A 20,878-nucleotide genomic window follows, 5' to 3' on the forward strand; every position below is an offset into this window, starting at 1 on the left:
CCGTCGGGCACTGGCTTAGTAGTCTGGCGGGCCCTGGCGAACGGTGGCGAATGCTCGCCTGGCACTTGCCCGAGCCTCTAGCCTCGGAGAAGCCGAGGAACCTGGGGGCTTCATTGAGCAGGGAACCCAACACCCGACTCGCCGATCTGTTCGTCCTGACCGGATGGTCCAAGGGCGAGTTGGCGCGGCTGGTCAACCGTCGAGGTGCCGCGCTGGGGCAGCAGCAGCTGTCCACCGACACGTCGAGGGTACGGCGTTGGATCGAGCAGGGGGAGATCCCGCGCGATCCGGTGCCGAGGGTGCTGGCGGCCGTGTTCACGGAGCGGCTCGGCCGTGTCGTCACCACTGAGGACCTCGGTCTGGAACGACACCGGCCCACCAGGTCCGGAGCGGAGCCGTCCGCAGCAGTGCCATGGTCGCCGGGTCGAACAGCCGCGGTCCTCACCGAGTTCACGGGAATGGACCTCATGCTGAACCGACGTGGATTGGTGGGCGCTGGAGCCGCGCTCACGGCCGGGGCGGTCATCGCCGACTCGCTGAAGGGCTGGCTGGGCGGGGATGCCGTCGCGTACGCGGCCTCGGTGCCCGGACCGCGCCAGGTGGTCACCGGGGGCGGAGCGCGCCCGATGGTGGACGTGTACGACGCGGGCCCGGTCGGGCTCGACGAGGTGGAGTCGCTGGAGCGCTCGGTGCAGGTGTTCCGGGCCTGGGACGCGGCGCGCGGCGGTGGGCTCCAGCGCAAGGCGGTGGTGGGTCAACTCAACGAGGTGGGCGGACTTCTGACGGGACGCCACAATCCCGTGGTGGAGCAGCGGTTGTGGCTGGTCGCGGCCAACCTCGCGGTGCTCGCGGGATGGATGTCGCACGACGTGGGCCTGGAGCCCACCGCCCAGCGCTACTTCATGATCGCGGCCGAGGCGGCCAAGGAGGCCGGCGACCGGCCGCGGGCCGGCGAGGCGATCTCCCGGGCGGCGCGGCAGATGGTGCACCTGGGCCGGGCCGACGACGCGATCGACCTGATGTCGGCGGCCAAGGCCTCGGGCGGTCGGCTGCTGCCCAGAACGCGTGCGATGTTCAACACCGTCGAGGCCTGGGCGCACGCCTCGATCGGCCACTCCCAGGACACCTACCGCCTCCTCGGCGAGGCGGAGGAACTGTTCACGGAGGACGCGCAGGAGCCGGCGCCGAACTGGATGCAGGTCTTCGACGAGGCGGAGCTGCGTGGCATGCAGGCCCTGGTGCTGCGCACGCTGTCCGAGCACGACCAGTCGGCGGCCGCCCTGGCCCAGCGGCACGCGGAGCGGGTGATCACCCTGCGGGAGGGCACCGGGCAGCTGCGCTCGGCACTGTTCGACCGGATCACCCTGGCCTCGGTGCACTGGATCACCGGGGAGCCGGACGCGGCGGAGTTCCAGGCCAAGATGGTGATGAACCTGATCGGCCAGAACTCCTCGCACCGGACCTGGGACCGGCTGCGCGAGATGTACCGGCTGACCGCGCGGTACCGGGGGCTGCCGGTGGTGGACGAGCTGCGGGCGGAGCTCGGGCGGGAGCTGCGGGCGGCGGACGCCAAGAACCGGCCGCGGCTGTCGTGAGGCGGGCGGTTCGCGCGAGCCGTTCGAGGAGGAGCGGGGCCGCGGGGCCGCCGTGACTCAGGCCGGCGGGGCCGGCCGCAGCAGCATCCGCAGCGAGGTGACGGTGCCGTCCGCGCCGAGCACGGGTTCGCCCGCGCACTCGACGCTGTTGTGCCGTCCGTCGGTCCGGCGGATCCGCAGGGTGCCGGCGGCCGGGCGGCCGTGCACCAGGGCGTCGGTCATCATCCGGCGCAGCACCGGCCGGTCCGCCTCGGGGAGGCGGTCGGGCAGCCGGTCGAGACTGAGCGGGCCGTGGCCCGGGTCGCAGCCGAGGAGGAGGTAGGTCTCCGCGTTCCACTGGATGCCGTCGGTCAGCAGGTCCCACTCGGCCGAGCCGACGATCCGGTCGTCGGTGCCGCCGTTGTCGAGGTGGGGGCCGGACGGCTCCTGCGCCGTGCCGTCCACTCTGCCGTCCGTTCCGCTGTCGGCGCCGTCGCCCGTCTCGTCGCGGGCGCGGTCCGTGCCGCCCGCGGAGCCCGGGCCGTCCGCGCCCGCCGGGCCGTCCACCGCGGCGCTGTCCGGCGGGCAGGTGGCGCCTAAAGGCATGTTCATGACGGGTCCATCGCTCGGTGCGACCAGCCGTGTGCGGGTCGTTGGGGTAGTGAGAAGACTGTCGCACAGCGTCCTCATCGCTGTGGGCGATTTGGACAGATCGAGGGCAAAATTCCCCTGGCATATGCCACTGTGGCAGCAGCCTTCGTCGCCCTGTGTGCGGAAGGGGGCCCGAGGCGGTAACCTTCGGTGATTCCGGCGCCCGGGCGCCCACCGCAGTACCGACCAGAGACCCCGGCGACGGAAATCCCGTTGCCACTACGACCGCCGCAACGGATGCTGACCTCATGTTCGAGCCAGTGATAGCACCCAGTGCCAGCCTCCTAGGCCTCCTGCAGCGAGGCCGTGGTGACGGGCAGCTCCATGCGCTGGCCGCCGACCGTGCCGAGGCCATCGCCGCGCTGGAGGAGTGCGTCACCAGGGATCCGCGGGCCGACTGGCAGGTCGAGAGCCGCTCCCTCTACTACGCCCGCCTCTACATGGAGCTGGAGGCCTCCCTCGACGGGATCGAGGACCACCTCCACTCCGCCGAGGACCTCGTCAGCGACGACGAGAACCGCACCGGTCTCGCTCTCTCCGTCCTGGGCCACCTCGCCGCCTACGGCCGGCGCGACGCGCTGCTGATGCTGCGCGAGTACGCCGCCACGGGTGCCAACTGGGCCTGGGCCCTGGACGAGCTCGCCCTGCGCGACGACGACCGCGGCCTGCTGCTGCTCGGCACCGCCGTGCTGGACCGCTTCCCGCCGGGCCCCGAGGGTGACGCCGAGCTGCGCGACTTCATCCGCAACGCGTACGAGCCCCGGCCCTGGCGGCTGTGGGCGGCCTACCACCCGAGAGTCGCCGCGGCGAGCGAGCAGTCACCCTTCGACCTCTGGCAGCGCCAGCTGAACCGCAGCGGCGTCACCCCGGGCTGGTCCACCGCCGACGTGCTGGCCTGGGCCGACCAGGGCGAGCTGGGCGGCCTCGGTGTCGGCGCCTTCCTGGCCCGCCCGGAGCCCGAGCGGGCCGAGGACGACCCGTCCGCGCCCGATGCCGTGGACCGCCGTGCCGCCGCGGCCGCCCGCTGCCTGACCGCCGTGGTCCGGCCCGAGGACCGTCCGGTCCTGCTGGAGGCCGCCCGCGACGGCCTGCCCGGCGCTCGCCGGGCCGCCCTGCGCTACCTGGTCGACCAACGCGACCCGGTCGCCATCGAACTGATCGAGGCTGCCGCAGCTGATGTGGACGAGCGGATCGTTCGGGCTGCGCTGGAGCTGTTCGGCCGGATGCGCGGCCCCGAGGTGCTGGCGCAGGCCCGCCGCTGGGCCGACCCGGCCAGCGGGGGCGCCGACAGCGCGCTCGGCGAGGCCGCCGTCCAACTGCTCGCCGACGCCGGGGAGCCGGCCGACGCGCCCCTGGTGGTCGCTGGGCTGCGCCGCTGGATGTCCGTGCGCGGGGTCAGCGGTCCCGGGCTCGGTTCGCTGGTCGACGGTGCGGGGCGGCTGGCCGCCGCCGACGCCGTTCCGGTCCTGCGCCACATCTACGGGGAGGCCGCCTCCTCCGAGCTGCGCGGCCGCGCCGCCCGGGCGCTCGCCGCCACCGATGTGCACTTCCCCGAGGGGCCCGCCGTCGAGTGCCTCTGGGACTGCGAGGAGTCCACGCGCGAGCTCGCCGCGCGCCATGTCGCCACCACGGGCGACGCGCGCGTGCTGGAGCGGCTGCGAAGGCTCGCCGCCGACCCGGCCGAGGAGGCCGAGGTCCACGCCGCCGTCCGCGGCCGATTGACCGCCGCCCGGGAGTTCGGGCGCTAGGTCCTCAACGTTCAGTGGGCCGGGACACCGTGACGGTGTCCCGGCCCACTGCTTTTCAGGCGTGCTTCCGCGGACCGGCGTTCGACTTGTGAAACGGCGTTCTACTTGATCGCACCCGCGTCCGGGGCCAGCACGCCGCCCGCCACCAGGCCGATGATCAGGACGCCGAGCAGCACCCGGTAGACCACGAACGGCACGAAGCTGTTGTTCGAGATGTACTTGAGGAACCAGGCGATCGCCGCGTAGCCGACCACGAAGGCGATCAGGGTGGCCAGGACGGTCGGCCCCCAGGCCGGGGCCGGGCCCTCGCCGATCTTGAACAGCTCCAGCGTCCCCGAGGCGAGCACCGCCGGGATCGCGAGCAGGAAGGAGTAGCGGGCCGCCGCTTCCCGGCTGTAGCCGAGCAGCAGGCCCGCGCTGATCGTGCCGCCGGAGCGGGAGACGCCGGGGATCAGCGCCAGCGCCTGGGCGAAGCCGAAGCCGGCCGCGTGCGGCAGGGTCAGGTCGGTGATCGGACGGGCGTGGCGGACGGCGCGGGTGCGGTCGGCGACGGCCAGGATCAGACCGAAGACGATCAGTGTGGTGCCGATGATCCGGAGATCGCGCAGATGGGTCTCGATGGTGTCCTGGAACAGCTTGCCGAGGATGCCGATCGGCAGGGTACCGATGATCACGAACCAGCCCATCCGGGCGTCCGGTTCGGAACGCAGCGCCGGGCGGACCAGCGACAGTGCCCAGGTCCGGACGATCGCGGCGATGTCCCGGCGGAAGTAGATCAGCACCGCCGCCTCGGTGCCCAGCTGAGTGACGGCGGTGAAGGCCGCTCCCGGGTCGTTCCAGCCCAACAGGGCGGAGAACACCCGCAGATGCGCGCTGGAGGAGATGGGCAGGAACTCGGTGAGCCCCTGGATCAGGCCGAGAACGGCCCCGTGGAACCAGTCGATCACCAGGCACCCGCCAGGGGTATCGGACGGGCGTCGTGCTGGTGCGGCATGGCGGGTCCTTGCGGGTCGGAGCGGGCGTGCGGACGACCGCGACCCGCGCGGACCAGGCCGCGCGCGGGCCCGGCGCGCGGCCGATGGTACGGGGTGAAGGTGACATTTCTTTGTTCACCCTTTAACCCGTCTTTGCGCTCCTCGATTGCGCTCTCTGCTCGCGTTCTCCGGGGCCCCGTGCTCCGGGTCGCCATGGCTCAGCCGTGCGGCCGGGCCCTGACCCAGGTGCGGTCCTCCGTCAGGTACCTCTCGACCCGCAGGTCGGCGTCCGCCAAGGCCTGTTCGAAGGCCTCCGTGCTGAGCGGGCGGGAGAGGAAGGTCTGCGTCCAGGTGCCGTCCGGGAATTCGTACTGCGCGTGGACGGAGTTCACCCCTTCACCCACCGGTGTGGCGGAGAGGATCCGGGCGATCCCGTCCGTCCCGATCCGGCTCTCGCGCGGCACGTTCAGGTGCCAGTCCTCGCCCTCGCGCTGCACCAGCACACAGCCGTCCTCGGCGACATGGCGGCGACAGGTCTCCAGCAGGCCCCGGCGGACGGCCACATCGCCCGCGTGCACCAGGAAGGAGGCGAGCATGACGACGTCGAAGCGCTCGCCGAGGTCCAGCCGTTCGATCGGGCTGCGCACGGTGCGAATGCCTTCGCGCACCCGGCCCAGCATCTCGGCGGACTCGTCCACGGCCGTCACGGTGAAGCCGCGGTCGACCAGCGGATGGGTCATCCGGCCGACGCCGCAGCCCAGTTCGAGGATGCGCGCGCCGGGCGGGACGGCGGCCTCGATCACGTCCGGTGCGTCGCCCACCGGGAGGCGGGTCCACACCTCGACCGCGCAGCCGTCGGGGGTGATCGCGCCCGCGCCCGTGCCGTCGTAACCCTTGCGTCGTTCGTCGTCCAGGTGAGTGTCGTTGCCCATGGGGTCATCGGAACACGGGCGGGGTCCGCTGGGAAGGACGGTTCGGCGTCTTTCGGTCAGTTCGTCAGTTCGTCGCTCCGCCGGTTCGTTCGGCCTCCGCCAGCTCGGCCAGGGTGGCGCGCAGCCAGGAGAGTTCGGCCTCGGTCGTCGCGCGGGCGGTCAGCAGCAGGCCGCGCCGGAACGGATCGGCGAACTCCTCGGCGCTGCGCGGGCGGTCGCCCTCGTAGTAGAAGCTGGCCGGCTCGGAGAGGAAGTCCAGCCGGCGGCGGAGTACGGCGGCCTGGGCCGCCGGGTCGTCGAGGTGGCGCAGGAAGGACAGCAGGGTGGCCCAGCGGTTGCCGTCGCTGATGTCCAGGGGCTCGGGCTCGCGCAACCGGTCGAGCAGGGCGGTGCGGCCGGCCTCGGTGAGGTGCAGCGTGTGCCGGGGAGCGGCGGCGCTGCCGGGCTCGGTCCGGCGGACCAGCATGCCGTCGGCCTCCAGGCGCTTGATCGCGGGGTAGAGCGTGCCGTCGCTGATCGGGCGGATGTGGCCGGTGAGCCCGGCCAGGTGGCGGCGCAGCTCGTAGCCGTGCAGCGGCCGGTCGTACAGGAATCCGAGGATCGCGAGCTTCAGCATGGGGCCACTCTCTCAGATCAGTGACTCGGGGCATGGGTATATCGATACCGCGATACCTCGACATCGAGGTATGCTCTTGGCGATTTCCTCGAACCACTCGAATCATTCGAACGAGCCACTTCGAACCAGGAGCGTGCGCGCATGCGTGAAGCCCTCGTCACCCCGAACGGCGACCGGATCCGCTGGGTCGAGCTGCCCGGCGCCGAGCCCGCCAGGCTCTACCTGCACGGGCTGGGTGCCAGCTCGCCGGCTTACTTCGCCGCCGCTGCCGCCCACCCGCTGCTCGCCGGGCGCCGCTCGCTGCTGCTCGACCTGCTCGGCTTCGGCATCAGCGACCGGCCCGCCGACTTCGACTACACCCTGGAAGCGCACGCCGACGCGGTCGCGGCGGCCGTCGCGGCGGCCGGGTTGAACCGGGTCGAGGTGGTCGGCCACAGCATGGGCGGCGCGATCGCGATCGTCCTGGCGCACCGGCATCCCGAACTGGTCGCGCGGCTGCTCCTGGTGGACGCCAACCTGGACCCGATCACCCCCAGCCGCCAGCGGATCGGCAGCAGCGGGATCGCCGGCTACACCGAGGCGGAGTTCCTGGCCGGCGGGCGCGCGGAGGTCGCCGAGCGGGTCGGACCGTTCTGGTGGTCCACGATGCGGCTGGCCGGCCCGGAGGGCCTGTACCGCAGCGCCGTGCACCTCGCCCGGGGAAGCGAGCCGACCATGCGCGAACTGCTGCTCGGGCTCGACCTCCCGCGCACCTTCCTGCACCCGGCGGCGGACGGCGAGCCGGAGGGCGTCGACGGGCTGCGCGCGGCGGGCGTGCGGGTGGTGGCCGTTCCGGACTGCGGGCACAACATCATGCTCGACAATCCGGAGGGCTTCGCGTCGGCGGCCGCGGCGGCGCCGAGTGCGGATTGAGCCCGAACCGGTTGAGCGCGAACTAGGCTGGGCGGGACCGTCCGAGAGGAGCCCGTCCGATGCCCGTCGAGGTCCCCGAAGTCCCGCCCGCGCTGGCCCGGTCGCTGGAGGAGTTCCTCGGCGCCGAGGGGCGTGCCTGGGTGTCCCGACTGCCTGCCCTGGCAGGCGAGTTGCTGGATCGCTGGGAGCTGCGCCCGGACGGGCCGACGGCACACGGCGTGGCCGGACTGGTGCTACCGGTGCGGCGGGCCGACGGAACGCCCGCGGTGCTGAAGCTCCAACCCGTGGACGAGGAGACGACCGGCGAGCCAGACGCCCTGCGGGCCTGGGACGGGCGGGGCGCCGTCCGCCTGCTCGACCATGAACCGGCCTCCGGCTCCATGCTGTTGGAACGACTGGACCCGTCACGCTCGCTGCTCGGCCTGCCCGACCACCTCGCGGCGCTGCGTGTGCTCGCCGAGCTGCTGCGTCAGTTGACGGCCCATCAGGCTCCCGGTCATCTGCGGACATTGACCGGCCTCGCGGACGGGCTGCTGGCGCGGGCCCCGGCCGCGGCCGCCGCCCTCGCCGACCCGAACGAGCGCCGACTGCTCGCCGACTGCGCGGCCGCCCTGCGCGAGGTACGGGTCGAGTCCGGCGACCGGCTGCTGCACTGGGACCTGCACTACGGCAACGTCCTCGCCCCGCTGCCGGGCAGCGGCCGCGGGCCCTGGCTGGCCATCGACCCCAAGCCGCTGGCCGGGCACCCCGGCTTCGAGCTGTTGCCCGCGCTGCGCAACCGCTGGGACGACCTGCGGGCCGGCGGCGCCCCCGACCGGGTGCTGCGGCTGCGCTTCGACCTCCTGCTGGACGTGCTGGAGTTGGACCGGGAGGTGGCGGCGGCCTGGACGCTGGCCCGGGTGCTGCAGAACGCGGCCTGGGCGGCGGAGGAGGGCGAGACGGCACTCGACCCGGCCCAACGCACTATCGCGGAGCTGCTGTTGGGCCGGGCGTGAAGCTCCCGGCGCTTCCGGCCTGAGCCCTCCCGGCCTCAGCCCTGTCGGCCTGAGCCCTGTCGGCCTGAGCCCTGTCGGCCTGAGCCCTGTCGGTCTCAGCCGGTCCCGCCCTCGATCCTTCCCGCCCTCACTTCTCCCGCAGCGGCACGAAGCGCACCGGCGTCCCCGGCCGGGCCTGGGCGGCCGCCGCCAGATCGTCGGCCGGCACGACGCCGATCACCGGATAGCCGCCGGTGGTCGGATGGTCGGCCAGGAAGACCACCGGCTGCCCGTCCGGTGGGATCTGCACCGCTCCCAACACCATGCCCTCGCTGGGTAGTTCGCCCGCCCGGGTGCGGCCCACGACCGGTCCCTCGGTGCGCAGGCCGATCCGGTTGCTCGCGGCGGAGACCCGGTAGCCGTCCCGGGCCAGCCGGTCCACCGCCGAGGGCGCGAACCAGTCCGCGCGCGGGCCGAGCCGCAGCCGCAGCACCAGTTCGGCCGGGGGAGCGGGCAGCGGCACCAGGTCGGCCCGGTCCCGGTACGGCGGTGTGCCGACCGGTAGCCGGTCGCCCGCGGCCAGTGGGGCGGGTCCGAGGCCGGAGAGCAGGTCGGCGGAGCGGCTGCCCAGCACCGGCGGGACGGCGATCCCGCCCGCCACCGCCAGGTAGCCGCGCACCCCGGCAGTCGCCGCGCCGACCTCGACCACCGCGCCGGCCGGCACCGCGACCGGCGCGCCCCAGGCGGCCGCCCGTCCGTCGACCGTCACCGGTGCCGGTGCGCCCGTGACGGCGATCAGCACCGGCCCGAGGGCGCGCAGTGCGACCCCGCCGAGCGTGGTTTCCAGCCCGGCCGCCGCCGGATCGTTGCCGACCAGCCGGTTCGCCGCTCGCAGTGCCGGTTCGTCCAGCGCGCCCGCCCTGGGCACCCCGAGGTGGGCGACACCGCGTCGCCCGAGGTCCTGGACAGTGGTCAGCGGTCCGGGTCGCACCACCTGCAGTTCGCTCAACTCGGCCCGCCCCCAAGACTGTCGCCGGATCCGTTCCTAAGCCCGTTCCGCCGTGAACCGTACCCGCACCCCCGGCGCCAGCAGTGCCGCGGGCTCACGCGCCGGATCCCAGAGCGCCAGTGCGGTGCGGCCGATCAGCTGCCAGCCGCCGGGGGAGGGGCTCGGGTAGACGCCGGTGTACTGGCCGGCCAGGGCGACCGAGCCAGCCGGTACGGAGCTGCGCGGGGTGTCCCGGCGGGGCACCCCGTACCGCTGCGGCAGCCCGGTGAGGTAGCCGAAGCCGGGTGCGAAGCCGCAGAAGGCGACCACGTACTCCGGTTCGGTGTGGATCCGCACGGCCGCCTCCTCGGAGACTCCCCAGAGCGCGGCGACCTCGGCCAGGTCGGCGCCGTCGTAGACGGTCGGGACCTCCACCAGCGGCCCGCTCGCCGCCGCGGCCGCCCGTGGACGGGCGGTGCGCAGCAGCGCTGCCACCGCCGGGACGTCCGCGACGCCGTCCAGCAGCACCGTGCGCGCGGCGGGTACCAGTTCCTCGATCTCGCCGAGTTCCCCGGCCTCCTGCCGCTCGCGCAGCCAGCCGTACAGCGCGGCGACCTCGGCCGTCCCCGGGAGTTCGACCAGCAGCGCCCGCTCGCCGACCCGCCGGACCGCGCCGACCGTCACGTGAATGCCTCCACCCGGACCCCGGCGGAGGCGAGGGCGCCGCGGATCCGCCAGGCGAGCTGGGCGGCTCCGGGGGTGTCGCCGTGGACGCACAGCGAGCGGGCCTCGACGCCGATCCGCTCGCCGCCGACCGCCTCCACCGTGCCGTCCCGGGCGATGCCGACGGCCCGGGTGATCACCGACTCGGGGTCGTGCACCACCGCGTCGGGCTCGCGGCGCGGGACGAGGGTGCCGGCCCAGGTGTAGGCGCGGTCGGCGAAGGCCTCGCTGACCACCGGGAGTCCGACGCCCTCGGCGACGTCGAGCAGCCGGGAGCCGGGCAGTCCGAGGACGGGCAGCGGTCCGTCGCAGACCGCGCCCGCCCGCAGTACCCCGGCCACCACGGCCTCGGCCTGTTCGGAGTCGGCGACCACCCGGTTGTAGAGGGCGCCGTGCGGTTTGACGTAGGAGACCCGTGAGCCGGCGGCGCGGGCGAAGACCTGGAGGGCGCCGATCTGGTAGGCGATCTCGTCGGCGAGCTCCTCCGGGGGGACGTCCATCGCGCGGCGGCCGAAGCCGGCCAGGTCGCGGTAGGAGACCTGGGCGCCGATCCGGACGCCGCGTTCGGCGGCCAGTGCGCAGACCCGGCGCATGGTCGAGGGGTCCCCGGCGTGGTAGCCGCAGGCGACGTTGGCGCTGGTCACCACGGACAGCAGTGCCTCGTCGTCGGTCAGGCTCCAGCGCCCGAACCCCTCGCCGAGGTCCGCATTGAGATCGATCACCGCATCGGCCACGCCCGTCCGCCTCCCAGCAGCTGTTGAGCCAGATGGTAGGGCCTGCGGGTGAAGCCCGATGTCCGTGACCCGGGCCCCCGGAGGGGCCACCGGCGCGCGGTCTCCGCTCGCGCGCCTCGGGGCGGCTCCGGAGTCGCCGACTCAGCTCGCGGCCAGGCGTTCCTGGAAGGAACGTTCCAGCGGACGCAGCGAGCGCAGCACGATCAGCAGCGGAATGACGCCGAAGATCCCGAACGACATGTCGATAAACCGCCACGCCACCGGAATCCCGCGCAGCGGTCCGCAGATCAGCGCCAGGGGGATCACGGCACCGCAGGCGAGCACGGACCAGCGGATCACCCAGATGTTGCGGACCGGGTCCTTGAGCGGCCCCCAGAAAGCGGCGGCGATCACCAGGTGGGCGAAGGCCAGCCAGTCGGTGCCGTACGCCAGGAAGGGGTAGCGCTCGTCGGTCTCGGTGATGCCCCGGTGGACCCGTTCGAACCAGGCGAGGGCGGCCGGGAAGTGGTCGGCCAGCGGAGCGGCCGGGCCGGAGGCGAAGTCGACCAGCCAGCGGGTCTCGGTCTCCAGCGGGAAGGCGGTCAGGCCGCTGAGCACCAGGCAGACCACGAAGAACCGGAGCCACCGCCGGGCCCGCCGCAGGATGACCGCAGGGTCGCCGTCCATCTCGCACACCTCCATGTCGGGCGTACCTCCGCTGAGCACGCCGAAGAGCAGGCGGAGCCTTGTCCCACCTGTGCGGAACCGACTCTAGACCGATCTTTTGAACATGTTCAACATGGGGCGAGCGCGTCTCCCGATGTACCCCTTGTTGCCTCCCCGGCGCGCCCTCGAAGCGCCCCCGGACGCACGGATGCCCGGGCGCCGAAGCGGCACCCGGGCATCCGTGAGGCAGCGGTCAGGCCGTGTACGTGTACGTCACCGGCGAGCTGGTGCCGCCCGCCGTGGTGACCGTGACGTTCACCGGCCCCGGCCCGGCGGCCGCCGGAGCGGTGGCCGAGCAGAAGGACGGCCCGCAGGAGACGTGCGCGGCCGGCACCCCGCCGAAGGCGACCGAGCCGTACGAAAGGTTGCTGCCCTGCAGGTACACCGCGGTGCCGCCGGCCACCGGTCCGCTGGTGACGATCATGTTGCCGATCGCCGGTGCGGGCGGCGGCGGGGGCGGGGCGCCGGTGTAGTCGAAGGTGACCGGGGCCGCCGCCGTGCCGCCCGGGGTCACCACGCTGACCGGCGCGCTGCCCGAGCCGCCGGGCGTGGTCACCGTGCAGGCGGTGTCGGTGCACGTGTCCGTCGCGGGGACGCCGCCGACCAGCACCATGCCGTCGGCCAGGTCGGGAATGCGGCGTTTCGCCGGCGAGGCGGACCGCCGATGCAACTACTGACAGTTAGGGAATCTGAACGGGTGGTAGGCTTCATGGCGTCCGGTCAGCGATAGCCAAGCTGGCCGGGCCTACCGCCGGGCTAGCGGGAAGTCAGGTCTGTGGAGCTGATGTGAGACCGATGGGCGGCACACCGTCCCTTCGCTGGTAACCCCAGGTCGGCTGTTGGCTGTGAAGCAGAAAGCCCAACCCGTGAGGGTTGGAATCCCCTCGTCCACGAGGCGGAGGAGGTCAAGAACTCGTAGTGCCCGGACTGCCGGGTGCCGATCAGCACGGCGTCCAGGTGGCGGCTGTCCGGCAAGACGCTTACGAGACGGTCACGTGCCGAGCCGCGGGGCTCGGCACGTCGGCCGGCGCCGCGACGGCGGCTCCGGTGGTGAGGTGGTCGCGGACAGCGCGGCGGCGAGGCCCGCTTTGACCAGTCGAGTGATCATAGGTCGATCATCACGGTTGCCGCGCACGCCTTTACGACTTTCCCGAATACCGGTTCGGGAATGGCGGAATCGCGTCGAAACCCCGTTCTGAATAAGCCCCTCGCACCGCCGCCCACCTGCCGTCGAGCCCTCCCGCAAGGTCCGTTTCGGTCGATGCCGGTGCGAACCTCTAATCTTGTCCACCGTGACCGCCATCGCTGACCCGCCCACCGAGCACGGCCTCCGGCCCCCCGCCGGGCCCGCCGCCCCCGCGCGGCCCGCGCCCGGCCCCGCCGCCGACGAAGGTCTGGCCCGCCGGCTCAAGGCGCTGGCCTGCACCGCCCCGCTGCACGACCTGGACAACCGCAAGGTCAACCTGGCCGGCGAGTACGGCGGCTACGCGATGGCCGAGGTCGGCCTCGCCGCGATCGACCTGGTCACCCTGCACATGGACTTCGACACCGGGGCCGACCGCGAGACAGTGCTCGCCCGGCTGCTGCCCCGGGTCGCCGCCCAGGCCCCGACCCGTCACGCCGCCGAGCACGAGCGGGTCGCCCGCTGGGTGCTGGAGTCGCTGATCAACGTCGGCAGCGTGGACCGCGGCTTCCGCGCCGTCTACGGCACCTTCGGCGCGGACGGCGAGTACGTCCGGCGCGACTACGACTTCAAGCTGATCGAGGAGGTCCCCGGCCCCGACGGCGGCGTCTACCTGCGCACCACCGACGAGGCCGTCAACGTCCTGGTCGGCGCGCTCGACACCGACGTCACCTCGGCCCAGATCGCCGCCGAGGTCAAGCTGGAGGTGCTGATCCGCCGCGGCCGGCTGGCCGACGCCCAGCTCGCCGCCGAGCAGGCCCGCTACCGCACCGTCCAGTACGCCGAGACGCTGCGCCGCGCCCTCGACGCCACCCGCCGCAACGTCCGGGCCGTCGACTGGATGCGCGCCGTCCCGGACCTCATCGACGAGGCGCTGGACCACATCGCCGACCGCTACCGGCACGAGAACGCAATTCTCACCAACATCCGCAAGGCCCGCGACGAGGCCGAGCCCCACAGTCCTGAAGGGGCGGAGAACAAGCGCCGCGCCGCCGAGCTGCTCGACATCGTCAAGGACTGCATCCGCCGCCACACGAAGCTGCAGACCCGCCTGCTGGAGGCCGGCCCGCTGTTCCGCGCCGAGCAGGACCGCCAGGCCTTCGCCACCCCCGGCGCCCGCAGCGGTATCGACCTGTACGGACAGCTGCTCGCCCCCGTGTTGCGGCTGCCGGTCGAGCAGGCCGTCCGCCCCACCGGCGCCTTCTTCACCCGCGGCGCCGGACTGCGCACGCCCGTCTCCGTCCGGGTCGCCGACCTGGTCGACCTGCTGCTCACCCCGCCGGTCGAGCGCGAGCACCTCGGCGCCGAACTGCCCGACCCGGACCTGGTCGCCACCCCGGACGACAGCCGCTTCTCCGAAGCCCAGCTGGAATCCGCCCTGGAGCTGCTCGACCTGCCCCCGGACGCCCCCCGCCGGCTCTCCGGCCTGCTCGCCGACGCCCGCAAGCGGGACCCGGAGCTCCCGTACCTGGTCGCCCTGCTGGCCGTGCACGCGGCCAGCCCGCCGGTCGGCACCGCCTACCGCCAGGGCGAGGAGCGGCTGCTGTTCGCCGTGGACGACGGCACCCCGCTGCACGACCCGGAGTTCGGCGGCGCCGACCTGATCGTCGGCAGCGCCCTGCTCGACGCGGTCGGGATGGCGGCCGACCGCAAGGACGCCGGCTGACCGGCCGGGCAGCGGCCCTCCAGGTGCCCGACCTCCCGGGCACCCGACTTTCCAGGCATCGAGATTCCAGGCACCGACCGTGACGCACCGCCAGAACACCAGCAACAGCAACCGCCCCGAGGAGCACCGCCCGTGACGACCCACCACGACACGTCCTGGGCGGCGGAGACCGAACCCGCGGCCCCCGCTCCGATCACCCCCGCCGACGTCGCCGACGCCGCTCGGCTGGTCTCCTTCGGCCTCCAGGCCAAGCTGCTCCCCGCCCGCGACGCCGAATACGCCGAACTCGTCCGCCGCCACCGCGAGGACCCGCCGTTCGCCCGCCTCGCCGACGCCATCGCCACCGGCATGGGCCTGGTCGTGCTGGAGGTGTCGCCGCGGGCCGGCATGGCCGTCGCCGCCGCCGAGGACTCGCTGTTCGCCGTCCGGATGGGCGACTACTCGCGCCGCGCCGCCTCCGAGTCCACCGACCGCTTCCTGCACGGCCTGGCCCACCTCGCTGTTGCCGCCATGGCCTTCCCCCGCCCCGAGGACCTCGCCGACGACGGCTACCTCGGCCGGATCACCGTCAACGGCGTCGACTCCTTCGTCCGTCAGGCCTGCCGTCGGCTGGAGGAGCAGGCCGACGCCGAGGGCGCCAACACCGACCCGGCCTCCGACGCCCCCGGCCTGGAGGCCGCCTGGCGGGTCTGGGCCCGGCGCACCGCCACCGGCGCCACCAAGGACGCCCGCCGCCTCTCCGGCTCCACCATCGGCATCGTCGCCAAGGCCGTCATGTTCCTGGTCGACTCCGGCTTCCTGCAGAAGGTCTCCGACGACTCCGGTGGCACCTACCGCACCACCGCCCGCTACCAGCTCCAGGTCCGCGACCTGGCCGGCAGCGCCGCGATGGCCGAACTGCTCGACCTCGGCATCGTCCCGGTCTCCGACGGCACCGCCAGCCTGCTGCCGCCGGACACCGGCGACGAGCTGGTCGCCGACGCCGGCCTGCCGTTCCACTCGCTCTGACAGCCCCACAGACGCCCCATAGACGCACGGAGAACCGCCGCACATGTACGAGCTCAACCGGGTCCGCCTCTACTCGATCGGACCGGCCGGCGCCCGCTACGCCGACACGGTGCTCGACCTGCGCGGCGTCGGCGAGCCCGTCGCCGACCCGGCCCCGCAGCAGATCGGCCTGTTCGGCGAGGACACCGACGGGCCGGTCCGCCGCCCCGCCCCGGCCGGCGTGCTCTTCCTGGAGAACGGCGGCGGCAAGTCCGTCCTGCTCAAGCTGATCTTCTCGGTGATGCTCCCCGGCCACCGCAACACCCTCGGCGGCGCCAGCTCCGGCGTGCTGCGCAAGTTCCTGCTCGCCGACGACTGCGGCCACGTCGCCCTGGAGTGGCAGCACACCGTCACCGGCGAGCTGATCGTGGTCGGCAAGGTCAGCGAGTGGCGGGGCCGCCAGGTCTCCTCCGACCCGCGCAAGTTCGCCGAGACCTGGTACTCCTTCCGCCCCGGCCCCGGCCTCACCCTCGACTCGCTGCCGGTCGCCGAACGGGTCAGCCTGGCCGGCGACCAGAAGGCCCGCGGCCGCCGCCGCACCATGAAGGGCTTCCGCGACGCCCTCACCGAGGCCGGCAAGGCCCACCCCCACCTCGACCTGGTCTTCGAGGACGGCCACGACCGCTGGACCGAGCACCTCGGCGAACTCGGCCTCGACCCCGAACTCTTCCGCTACCAGCGCGAGATGAACGCCGACGAGGGCGAGGCGGCGGGCCTCTTCGCGGTCAAGCACGACAGCGACTTCACCGACCTGCTGCTGCGTGCCGTCACCGACACCCGGGACACCGACGGCCTCGCCGACCTCGTGCACGGCTTCGCCGCCAAGCTCGGCCGCCGCGCCGAACTCACCGCCGAACGCGACTTCACCGCCGGCTCGCTCGACCTGCTGGAACGCATCGTCGAGGCCACCACCGCCCGCGAGACCGTCCGCGAGGCCCACCGCACCGCCGAACGCCGCACCCGCCGCCTCGCCCACGCCCTCACCTCCCGTGCCGCCGCCGAACGCGACCGCGCCCAGGACCTCGCCATCGAGGTCGCCGCCGCCGCGAGCGCCGTCACCGCCGCCGAGGCCGACCGCACCCGGCACAGCCTGATCGCCGACGAACTCACCCACCGGCACGCCACGTTGAGCCTCGCCGCGGCCACCGCCGAGGCCGCCGCACTGCGCCGCGAACTCATCGACGCCCGCACCCTGCACTCCGCCTGGCAGGCCGCCGAAGCCGTACTGCGCCACCGTGCCGCCGCCGACCGGGTCACCCGGGTCGCCGCCGCCATCCGCGAGGCCGAGCTGGACGCCGCCCCCGCGCTCGCCGCCCGCGCCGCCGCCGCCGCCGCGCTCGCCCGCGCTCTGGAGGCCGCCGCCGCGGCCGCCGAGTCCCGCGCCGACACCGAGGAGCAGCGCGCCGGCGAGCTCCAGGCGGACGGCGCCAAGGCGCAGTCCGACGCCACCGAGGCCGCCACCGCCGCCCAGAAGGCCCGCAGCGAGGCCGAGCACCTGCGTCAGCGCCTCACCGAGGTCGAGCAGGAGACCGCCGCCGCCGTCGAGGCCGGCTTCATCGACGCCGACGGCGACGTGGACCCGGCCCGCGCCGCACTGCACGCCGCCGACGTCGAGAAGGCCGCCGCCGCTGCCCTCGCCCAGGCCCGCACCGCCGCCGAGGCCTGCGCCGCCCGGTTGCGCGAGGCCGCCGCGGCCACCTCGCGCGCCGAACTCGCCGCCGAGCGGGCCGGCGACGCCCGCAAGGGCGCCGCCCGGGCCCTGGCCGCCGAACAGCGCACCGCCGCCCTGCTCGCCACCGAGCAGCGGCTCGCCGACCTGCTCTCCCTGACGCCCTACCAAGAGGACGCCGAGGAGGACGCCGGCTTCCTCACCCCCGCCGTGCTCGACCGCAACGCCGAGTACCTGCGCGAACTCCTCGACGAGGCCATCGCCACCGCCGAGCGCACCCTGTTCGACCTGCGCACCGCCGCCGCCGACGACTCCCGCATCCTCGCCGCGCTCGGCGACGGTGGCCTGCTGCCGCCCGGCCCCGACGTGCTGGCCACTGTCGAGTACCTCGCCGAGCACGGCATCCCGGCCCTGCCCGGCTGGCGCTACCTCGCCCAGTCCGTCGACCCGGCCGACCACGAGGCGATCCTCGCCGCCCGCCCCGAACTGGTCGACGGCGTCGTGGTCACCGACCCCTCCTCGCTGGAGCGCGCCCGCGAGGCCCTGCAGGCCGCCGCCCTGCTGCCGCGCTCCACCGTGGCCGTGGGCGCCGCCGCCTCGCTGATCGCCCCGATCACCGCCGAGCCCGCGTTCTTCCTGGTGCCGCCGAACCCGGCCATGCACGACGAGTCCGCCGCCGACGACGAGCGCCGCGAACTGCGCGCCCGCGCCAGTGCCCGCGAGGAGCACATCCGCGAACTCGCCGGCCGCCTCGGCGGCGACCGCGCCCTCGCCGCCCGCCTCGCCTCCTGGCACGCCAGCTGCCCGCCCGGCACCCTCGCCGAGCTCGCCGCAGCCGCCGAGGCGGCCCGCGAGCACGCCGAGCAGTCCGCCGCCGCGCTGGCCACCCTGCGCGCCGACCACGACGAGGCCGAGACCGACCACGCCACCGCCGCCTCCGCGCACGAGGAGCACCGCGAGGCCGCCCAGCGCGCCCGGCGCCGCGCCGACGCCCTCTCCGGCCTCGCCTTCCGACTGCGCGAACGCGCCAACTGGGCCCGCCGCCAGCGCGAGTTGGGCGAGGACGCCGCCGAGTGCGACCGCCGCCAGGCCGTCTGCGCCGAACGCGCTCGCACCTGCGACGAGGACCGTCGCGCCGCCCAGCGCGCCGCCGACGACGTCCGCCGCACCGCCCGCGCGCTGCGCGCCGAACGCGCCGAGATCCCCGCCGCCGAGCAGTCCGACGAGCCCGCCGAGCAGACCGCCCCCGCCGCACTGCCCGCCCTGCGCGAGGCCTACCGGGCCGCCTCCCAGCTCTACGAGAAGGTCGGCGTCGGCGCCGACCTGCGCGCCGAACAGGCCCGCGCCGAGGGCGACGAGGCCGGCGCCGCGGCCGAACTCGACCGCCTCACCAACAAGGTCCGCACCCGCGCCGAGGAACTGCTCAGCAGCCCCGACGGCGCCGACGGCCCGGCCCGCCAGGCCGCCGCCGCCCGCGCCGAGGAGCTGGTCGCCACCATCGAGGCCCGCTCCGCCGCCGCCAGCGAGCAGCTCGGCCGCCTGCGCGGCGAGGCCGAACGCTCCGCCCCCGCCGACGGCGAGGCGCACACCGAGCTGCCCGAGGACCTGGTCCCCACCGACCCCGAGCACGCCCAGACCCTGCTGCGCACCGCCACCAGCCGGCTCGCCGAGTGCCGCGAGGCCGTGGACGCCGCCCGCACCGCGCACACCGACCTCCAGCGCACCTACGACACCGCCCAGTCCGCCGCCGCCGACTTCGACGAACTGGCCGGCCAGCTGCGCGACGGCCTGCGCGACCACCAGGAGGACGCGGACGACCCGGCCGAGCCGTACCTCGGCTCCCTGGCCGAGGCCCGGACCACCTCCACCGAGGCCCGCCGTACCCTCCGTACCGCGGCCGGCGAGCTCTCCTCCGCCGAACTCGCCGTCCGCGACGCCTCCGACGCACTGGTCCGGCACGCCAACGCCGCCCGCTACGAGGCCGTCCGCACCCCCGCCCGCCAGCAGATCCGCGAACTGCCCGCCTCAGCGCTGCCCGAGCACGCCGCCGCCTGGGCCGCGGCCTTCGCCCCCCGGCTGCGGGTGCTCACCGACGAGCTCGCCCAGCTGGAGAAGAACCGCGGATCGATCGTGGACCGGCTGCGCGGCCTGGTCGAGTCCTCGCTGACCACCCTGCGCGCCGCCCAGCGGCTGTCCCGGCTGCCCGAGGGCCTGGGGGAGTGGTCCGGCCAGGAGTTCCTGCGGATCCGCTTCGAGGACCCGGACCACGCCACCCTGGTCGAGCGCCTCGGCGAGGTCATCGACGAGGCCACCCGCGCCGCCGTCAAGAAGAACAGCGACCTGCGCCGCGACGGCATGTCCCTGCTGCTGCGCGGCGTCGCCGCCGCGATCGGCCCCAAGGGCGTCAGCGTCGAGATCCTCAAGCCCGACGCGGTGCTGCGCGCCGAGCGGGTCGGCGTCGGCCAGATGTCCGACGTCTTCTCCGGCGGCCAGCTGCTCACCGCCGCCATCGCGCTCTACTGCACGATGGCCGCGCTGCGCGCGAACGACCGCGGCCAGTCCCAGCTGCGCCACGCGGGCACGCTGTTCCTGGACAACCCGATCGGCCGCGCCAACGCCACCTACCTGCTGGAGCTCCAGCGGGCCGTGGCCGACGCGCTCGGCGTCCAGCTCATCTACACCACCGGCCTGTTCGACACCACGGCGCTCGCCGAGTTCCCGCTGGTGATCCGCCTGCGCAACGACGCCGACCTGCGGGCCGGCCTCAAGTACATCTCGGTGGAGGAGCACCTGCGCCCCGGCCTGCCGGCCCAGCCGGACCCGGACGGCCCGACCATCCACGGCGAGATCACCGCCACCCGGATGTTCAAGCGCCCTGCGGAGGTTCCCGCGCAGTCCTGAACTGACTAGCGTGATCACCATGCTGACGATCGCGCACCTCAGTGACATCCACCTCGGCCAGGACCACCGCCGGGACCGCGGCAAGCGGGCCCGGCGGCGGGCCGAGCAGGTGATGGCGTACCTCAACGCCCTGCCCGGCCCGCTGGACGCGGTGCTGGTCACCGGCGACCTCGCCGACCACGGCCTGCCCGCCGAGTACGAGCAGGTGGCCAAGGTGCTGACCTCCCGGCACCCAATACTCACCTGCCCCGGCAACCACGACATCCGGGCGCCGTACCGGGAGGTGCTGCTCGGCGAGGAGCCGGGGGAGGAGCCGGTGAACCGGTTGCACCGACTGCCCGGCGCCGACGTGCTGATGCTCGACTCGTCCGTCCCCGGCCGGCACGACGGCCTGCTGGACGATCGGACCTTGGACTGGCTGGATACCCAACTGTCCGAAGGCCGCACCGAGTTGCCCGCCCTGGTGGCCTTCCACCACCCGCCCGTCGAGCTGCACATCCCGTTCGTCGACGGGATCCGCCAGTTCGGCGAGGAGCGTCTGGCGCAGGTGCTGGGCCGCCACCCCCGGGTCGTCGCCCTGCTCTGCGGCCACTCCCACACCCCCGCCGCGACCACCTTCGCCGGGCTGCCGGTGCTGGTCGCGCCCGGCGTGGTCTCCACCATCACGCTGCCCTGCGAGGGCGGGAGCGGTATCTCCTTCGACCACCCGCCGATGCTCGCCTTCCACGTCCTGGACGGCGACCGGCGGCTGACCACCCACTACCGGGCGGTCCTGCTGGACTAGCTGCAACGCCGTGTAGATAGAGCCTGCGGGTTCCGGTCACGGGTCTGGTGTCGTCAGGATGTCGATGCTGATGGTGGCCTTGTAGCTGGTCCGGTCG

General features: G+C 74.1%; 17 protein-coding genes. 8 read left to right on the plus strand and 9 right to left on the minus strand.

Annotation, left to right across the window (positions count from 1 at the left end; translation table 11 throughout):
• The first annotated feature begins 113 nt into the window (after nucleotides 1-113).
• On the plus strand, nucleotides 114-1,595 hold the full coding sequence (locus ACGF12_RS24120; RefSeq protein ID WP_393033665.1) for a hypothetical protein: 1,482 nt from the start codon (nucleotides 114-116) through the stop codon (nucleotides 1,593-1,595).
• Nucleotides 1,596-1,652: 57 nt separating this feature from the next.
• Here ACGF12_RS24120 and ACGF12_RS24125 read toward each other — a convergent pair whose 3' ends face one another.
• Nucleotides 1,653-2,186 (minus strand): PAS domain-containing protein, encoded by a 534-nt coding sequence (locus ACGF12_RS24125; RefSeq protein ID WP_393033668.1) that lies wholly within the window; start codon nucleotides 2,184-2,186, stop codon nucleotides 1,653-1,655.
• A gap of 287 nt (nucleotides 2,187-2,473) precedes the next feature.
• On the opposite strand from ACGF12_RS24125, the gene ACGF12_RS24130 reads away from it, so the two are divergent.
• Nucleotides 2,474-3,973, plus strand: a complete 1,500-nt coding sequence (locus tag ACGF12_RS24130; protein ID WP_393033671.1) for a HEAT repeat domain-containing protein — start codon at nucleotides 2,474-2,476, stop codon at nucleotides 3,971-3,973.
• A gap of 101 nt (nucleotides 3,974-4,074) precedes the next feature.
• Here the strand turns inward: ACGF12_RS24130 and ACGF12_RS24135 are convergent, their stop codons facing one another.
• The 3 genes from ACGF12_RS24135 to ACGF12_RS24145 all read right to left on the minus strand — a co-directional run bounded on the left by ACGF12_RS24135 (nucleotide 4,075) and on the right by ACGF12_RS24145 (nucleotide 6,495).
• On the minus strand, nucleotides 4,075-4,917 hold the full coding sequence (locus ACGF12_RS24135) for an undecaprenyl-diphosphate phosphatase (RefSeq protein WP_393033714.1): 843 nt from the start codon (nucleotides 4,915-4,917) through the stop codon (nucleotides 4,075-4,077).
• 248 nt (nucleotides 4,918-5,165) lie between these two features.
• Entirely contained in the window at nucleotides 5,166-5,879 is a 714-nt protein-coding gene (locus tag ACGF12_RS24140; protein WP_393033674.1) for a class I SAM-dependent methyltransferase, read from the minus strand.
• Between the two features lie 64 nt (nucleotides 5,880-5,943).
• Nucleotides 5,944-6,495 (minus strand): PadR family transcriptional regulator, encoded by a 552-nt coding sequence (locus tag ACGF12_RS24145; protein WP_393033677.1) that lies wholly within the window; start codon nucleotides 6,493-6,495, stop codon nucleotides 5,944-5,946.
• 141 nt (nucleotides 6,496-6,636) lie between these two features.
• On the opposite strand from ACGF12_RS24145, the gene ACGF12_RS24150 reads away from it, so the two are divergent.
• Together ACGF12_RS24150 and ACGF12_RS24155 are read left to right on the plus strand one after the other, a co-directional pair.
• Nucleotides 6,637-7,407 (plus strand): alpha/beta fold hydrolase, encoded by a 771-nt coding sequence (locus ACGF12_RS24150; RefSeq protein ID WP_393033680.1) that lies wholly within the window; start codon nucleotides 6,637-6,639, stop codon nucleotides 7,405-7,407.
• A gap of 59 nt (nucleotides 7,408-7,466) precedes the next feature.
• Complete coding sequence (locus ACGF12_RS24155) at nucleotides 7,467-8,402, plus strand: aminoglycoside phosphotransferase family protein (RefSeq protein ID WP_393033683.1); 936 nt, start codon at nucleotides 7,467-7,469, stop codon at nucleotides 8,400-8,402.
• A gap of 127 nt (nucleotides 8,403-8,529) precedes the next feature.
• Here ACGF12_RS24155 and ACGF12_RS24160 read toward each other — a convergent pair whose 3' ends face one another.
• The 5 genes from ACGF12_RS24160 to ACGF12_RS24180 all read right to left on the minus strand — a co-directional run bounded on the left by ACGF12_RS24160 (nucleotide 8,530) and on the right by ACGF12_RS24180 (nucleotide 12,201).
• Entirely contained in the window at nucleotides 8,530-9,390 is an 861-nt protein-coding gene (locus tag ACGF12_RS24160) for a biotin-dependent carboxyltransferase family protein (RefSeq protein ID WP_393033686.1), read from the minus strand.
• Between the two features lie 36 nt (nucleotides 9,391-9,426).
• A complete protein-coding gene (gene pxpB / locus ACGF12_RS24165) occupies nucleotides 9,427-10,053 on the minus strand; it encodes a 5-oxoprolinase subunit PxpB (RefSeq protein ID WP_393033689.1) in 627 nt (208 codons plus the stop codon).
• Nucleotides 10,050-10,826 carry a LamB/YcsF family protein gene (locus tag ACGF12_RS24170; protein WP_393033692.1) on the minus strand — a complete coding sequence of 259 codons (777 nt, stop codon included), beginning with the start codon at nucleotides 10,824-10,826 and terminating at the stop codon, nucleotides 10,050-10,052. Before ACGF12_RS24170 ends, pxpB begins: the two co-directional genes overlap by 4 nt.
• A 141-nt stretch (nucleotides 10,827-10,967) precedes the next feature.
• Nucleotides 10,968-11,492 (minus strand): hypothetical protein, encoded by a 525-nt coding sequence (locus ACGF12_RS24175; protein WP_393033694.1) that lies wholly within the window; start codon nucleotides 11,490-11,492, stop codon nucleotides 10,968-10,970.
• Nucleotides 11,493-11,724: 232 nt separating this feature from the next.
• Nucleotides 11,725-12,201 (minus strand): IPT/TIG domain-containing protein, encoded by a 477-nt coding sequence (locus tag ACGF12_RS24180; RefSeq protein ID WP_393033697.1) that lies wholly within the window; start codon nucleotides 12,199-12,201, stop codon nucleotides 11,725-11,727.
• A 622-nt stretch (nucleotides 12,202-12,823) separates the two neighbouring features.
• Here ACGF12_RS24180 and ACGF12_RS24185 point away from each other — a divergent pair.
• The 4 genes from ACGF12_RS24185 (at nucleotide 12,824) to ACGF12_RS24200 (ending at nucleotide 20,781) form a co-directional block, all read left to right on the plus strand.
• Entirely contained in the window at nucleotides 12,824-14,380 is a 1,557-nt protein-coding gene (locus tag ACGF12_RS24185) for a hypothetical protein (protein WP_393033699.1), read from the plus strand.
• Between the two features lie 132 nt (nucleotides 14,381-14,512).
• Nucleotides 14,513-15,388: a hypothetical protein gene (locus tag ACGF12_RS24190; protein ID WP_387627527.1), complete on the plus strand. Its 876-nt coding sequence runs from the start codon at nucleotides 14,513-14,515 to the stop codon at nucleotides 15,386-15,388.
• A gap of 43 nt (nucleotides 15,389-15,431) precedes the next feature.
• A complete protein-coding gene (locus ACGF12_RS24195; protein ID WP_393033702.1) occupies nucleotides 15,432-19,997 on the plus strand; it encodes a hypothetical protein in 4,566 nt (1,521 codons plus the stop codon).
• A 19-nt stretch (nucleotides 19,998-20,016) separates the two neighbouring features.
• The gene (locus ACGF12_RS24200) at nucleotides 20,017-20,781 is read left to right on the plus strand and encodes a metallophosphoesterase (RefSeq protein WP_393033705.1); all 765 of its coding nucleotides are present in this window, start codon (nucleotides 20,017-20,019) and stop codon (nucleotides 20,779-20,781) included.
• Nucleotides 20,782-20,878 lie beyond the last annotated feature (97 nt).

This window comes from Kitasatospora sp. NPDC048296 (assembly GCF_043201815.1).
Classification (GTDB): Bacteria; Actinomycetota; Actinomycetes; order Streptomycetales; family Streptomycetaceae; genus Kitasatospora.

Coding starts and splice junctions, on each gene's coding strand:
- ACGF12_RS24125 (WP_393033668.1), bottom strand. CDS start 2,186: ATGAACATGCCTTTAGGCGCCACCTGCCCGCCGGACAGCGCCGCGGTG.
- ACGF12_RS24130 (WP_393033671.1), top strand. CDS start 2,474: ATGTTCGAGCCAGTGATAGCACCCAGTGCCAGCCTCCTAGGCCTCCTG.
- ACGF12_RS24140 (WP_393033674.1), bottom strand. CDS start 5,879: ATGGGCAACGACACTCACCTGGACGACGAACGACGCAAGGGTTACGAC.
- ACGF12_RS24145 (WP_393033677.1), bottom strand. CDS start 6,495: ATGCTGAAGCTCGCGATCCTCGGATTCCTGTACGACCGGCCGCTGCAC.
- ACGF12_RS24150 (WP_393033680.1), top strand. CDS start 6,637: ATGCGTGAAGCCCTCGTCACCCCGAACGGCGACCGGATCCGCTGGGTC.
- ACGF12_RS24155 (WP_393033683.1), top strand. CDS start 7,467: ATGCCCGTCGAGGTCCCCGAAGTCCCGCCCGCGCTGGCCCGGTCGCTG.
- ACGF12_RS24175 (WP_393033694.1), bottom strand. CDS start 11,492: ATGGACGGCGACCCTGCGGTCATCCTGCGGCGGGCCCGGCGGTGGCTC.
- ACGF12_RS24195 (WP_393033702.1), top strand. CDS start 15,432: ATGTACGAGCTCAACCGGGTCCGCCTCTACTCGATCGGACCGGCCGGC.
- ACGF12_RS24200 (WP_393033705.1), top strand. CDS start 20,017: ATGCTGACGATCGCGCACCTCAGTGACATCCACCTCGGCCAGGACCAC.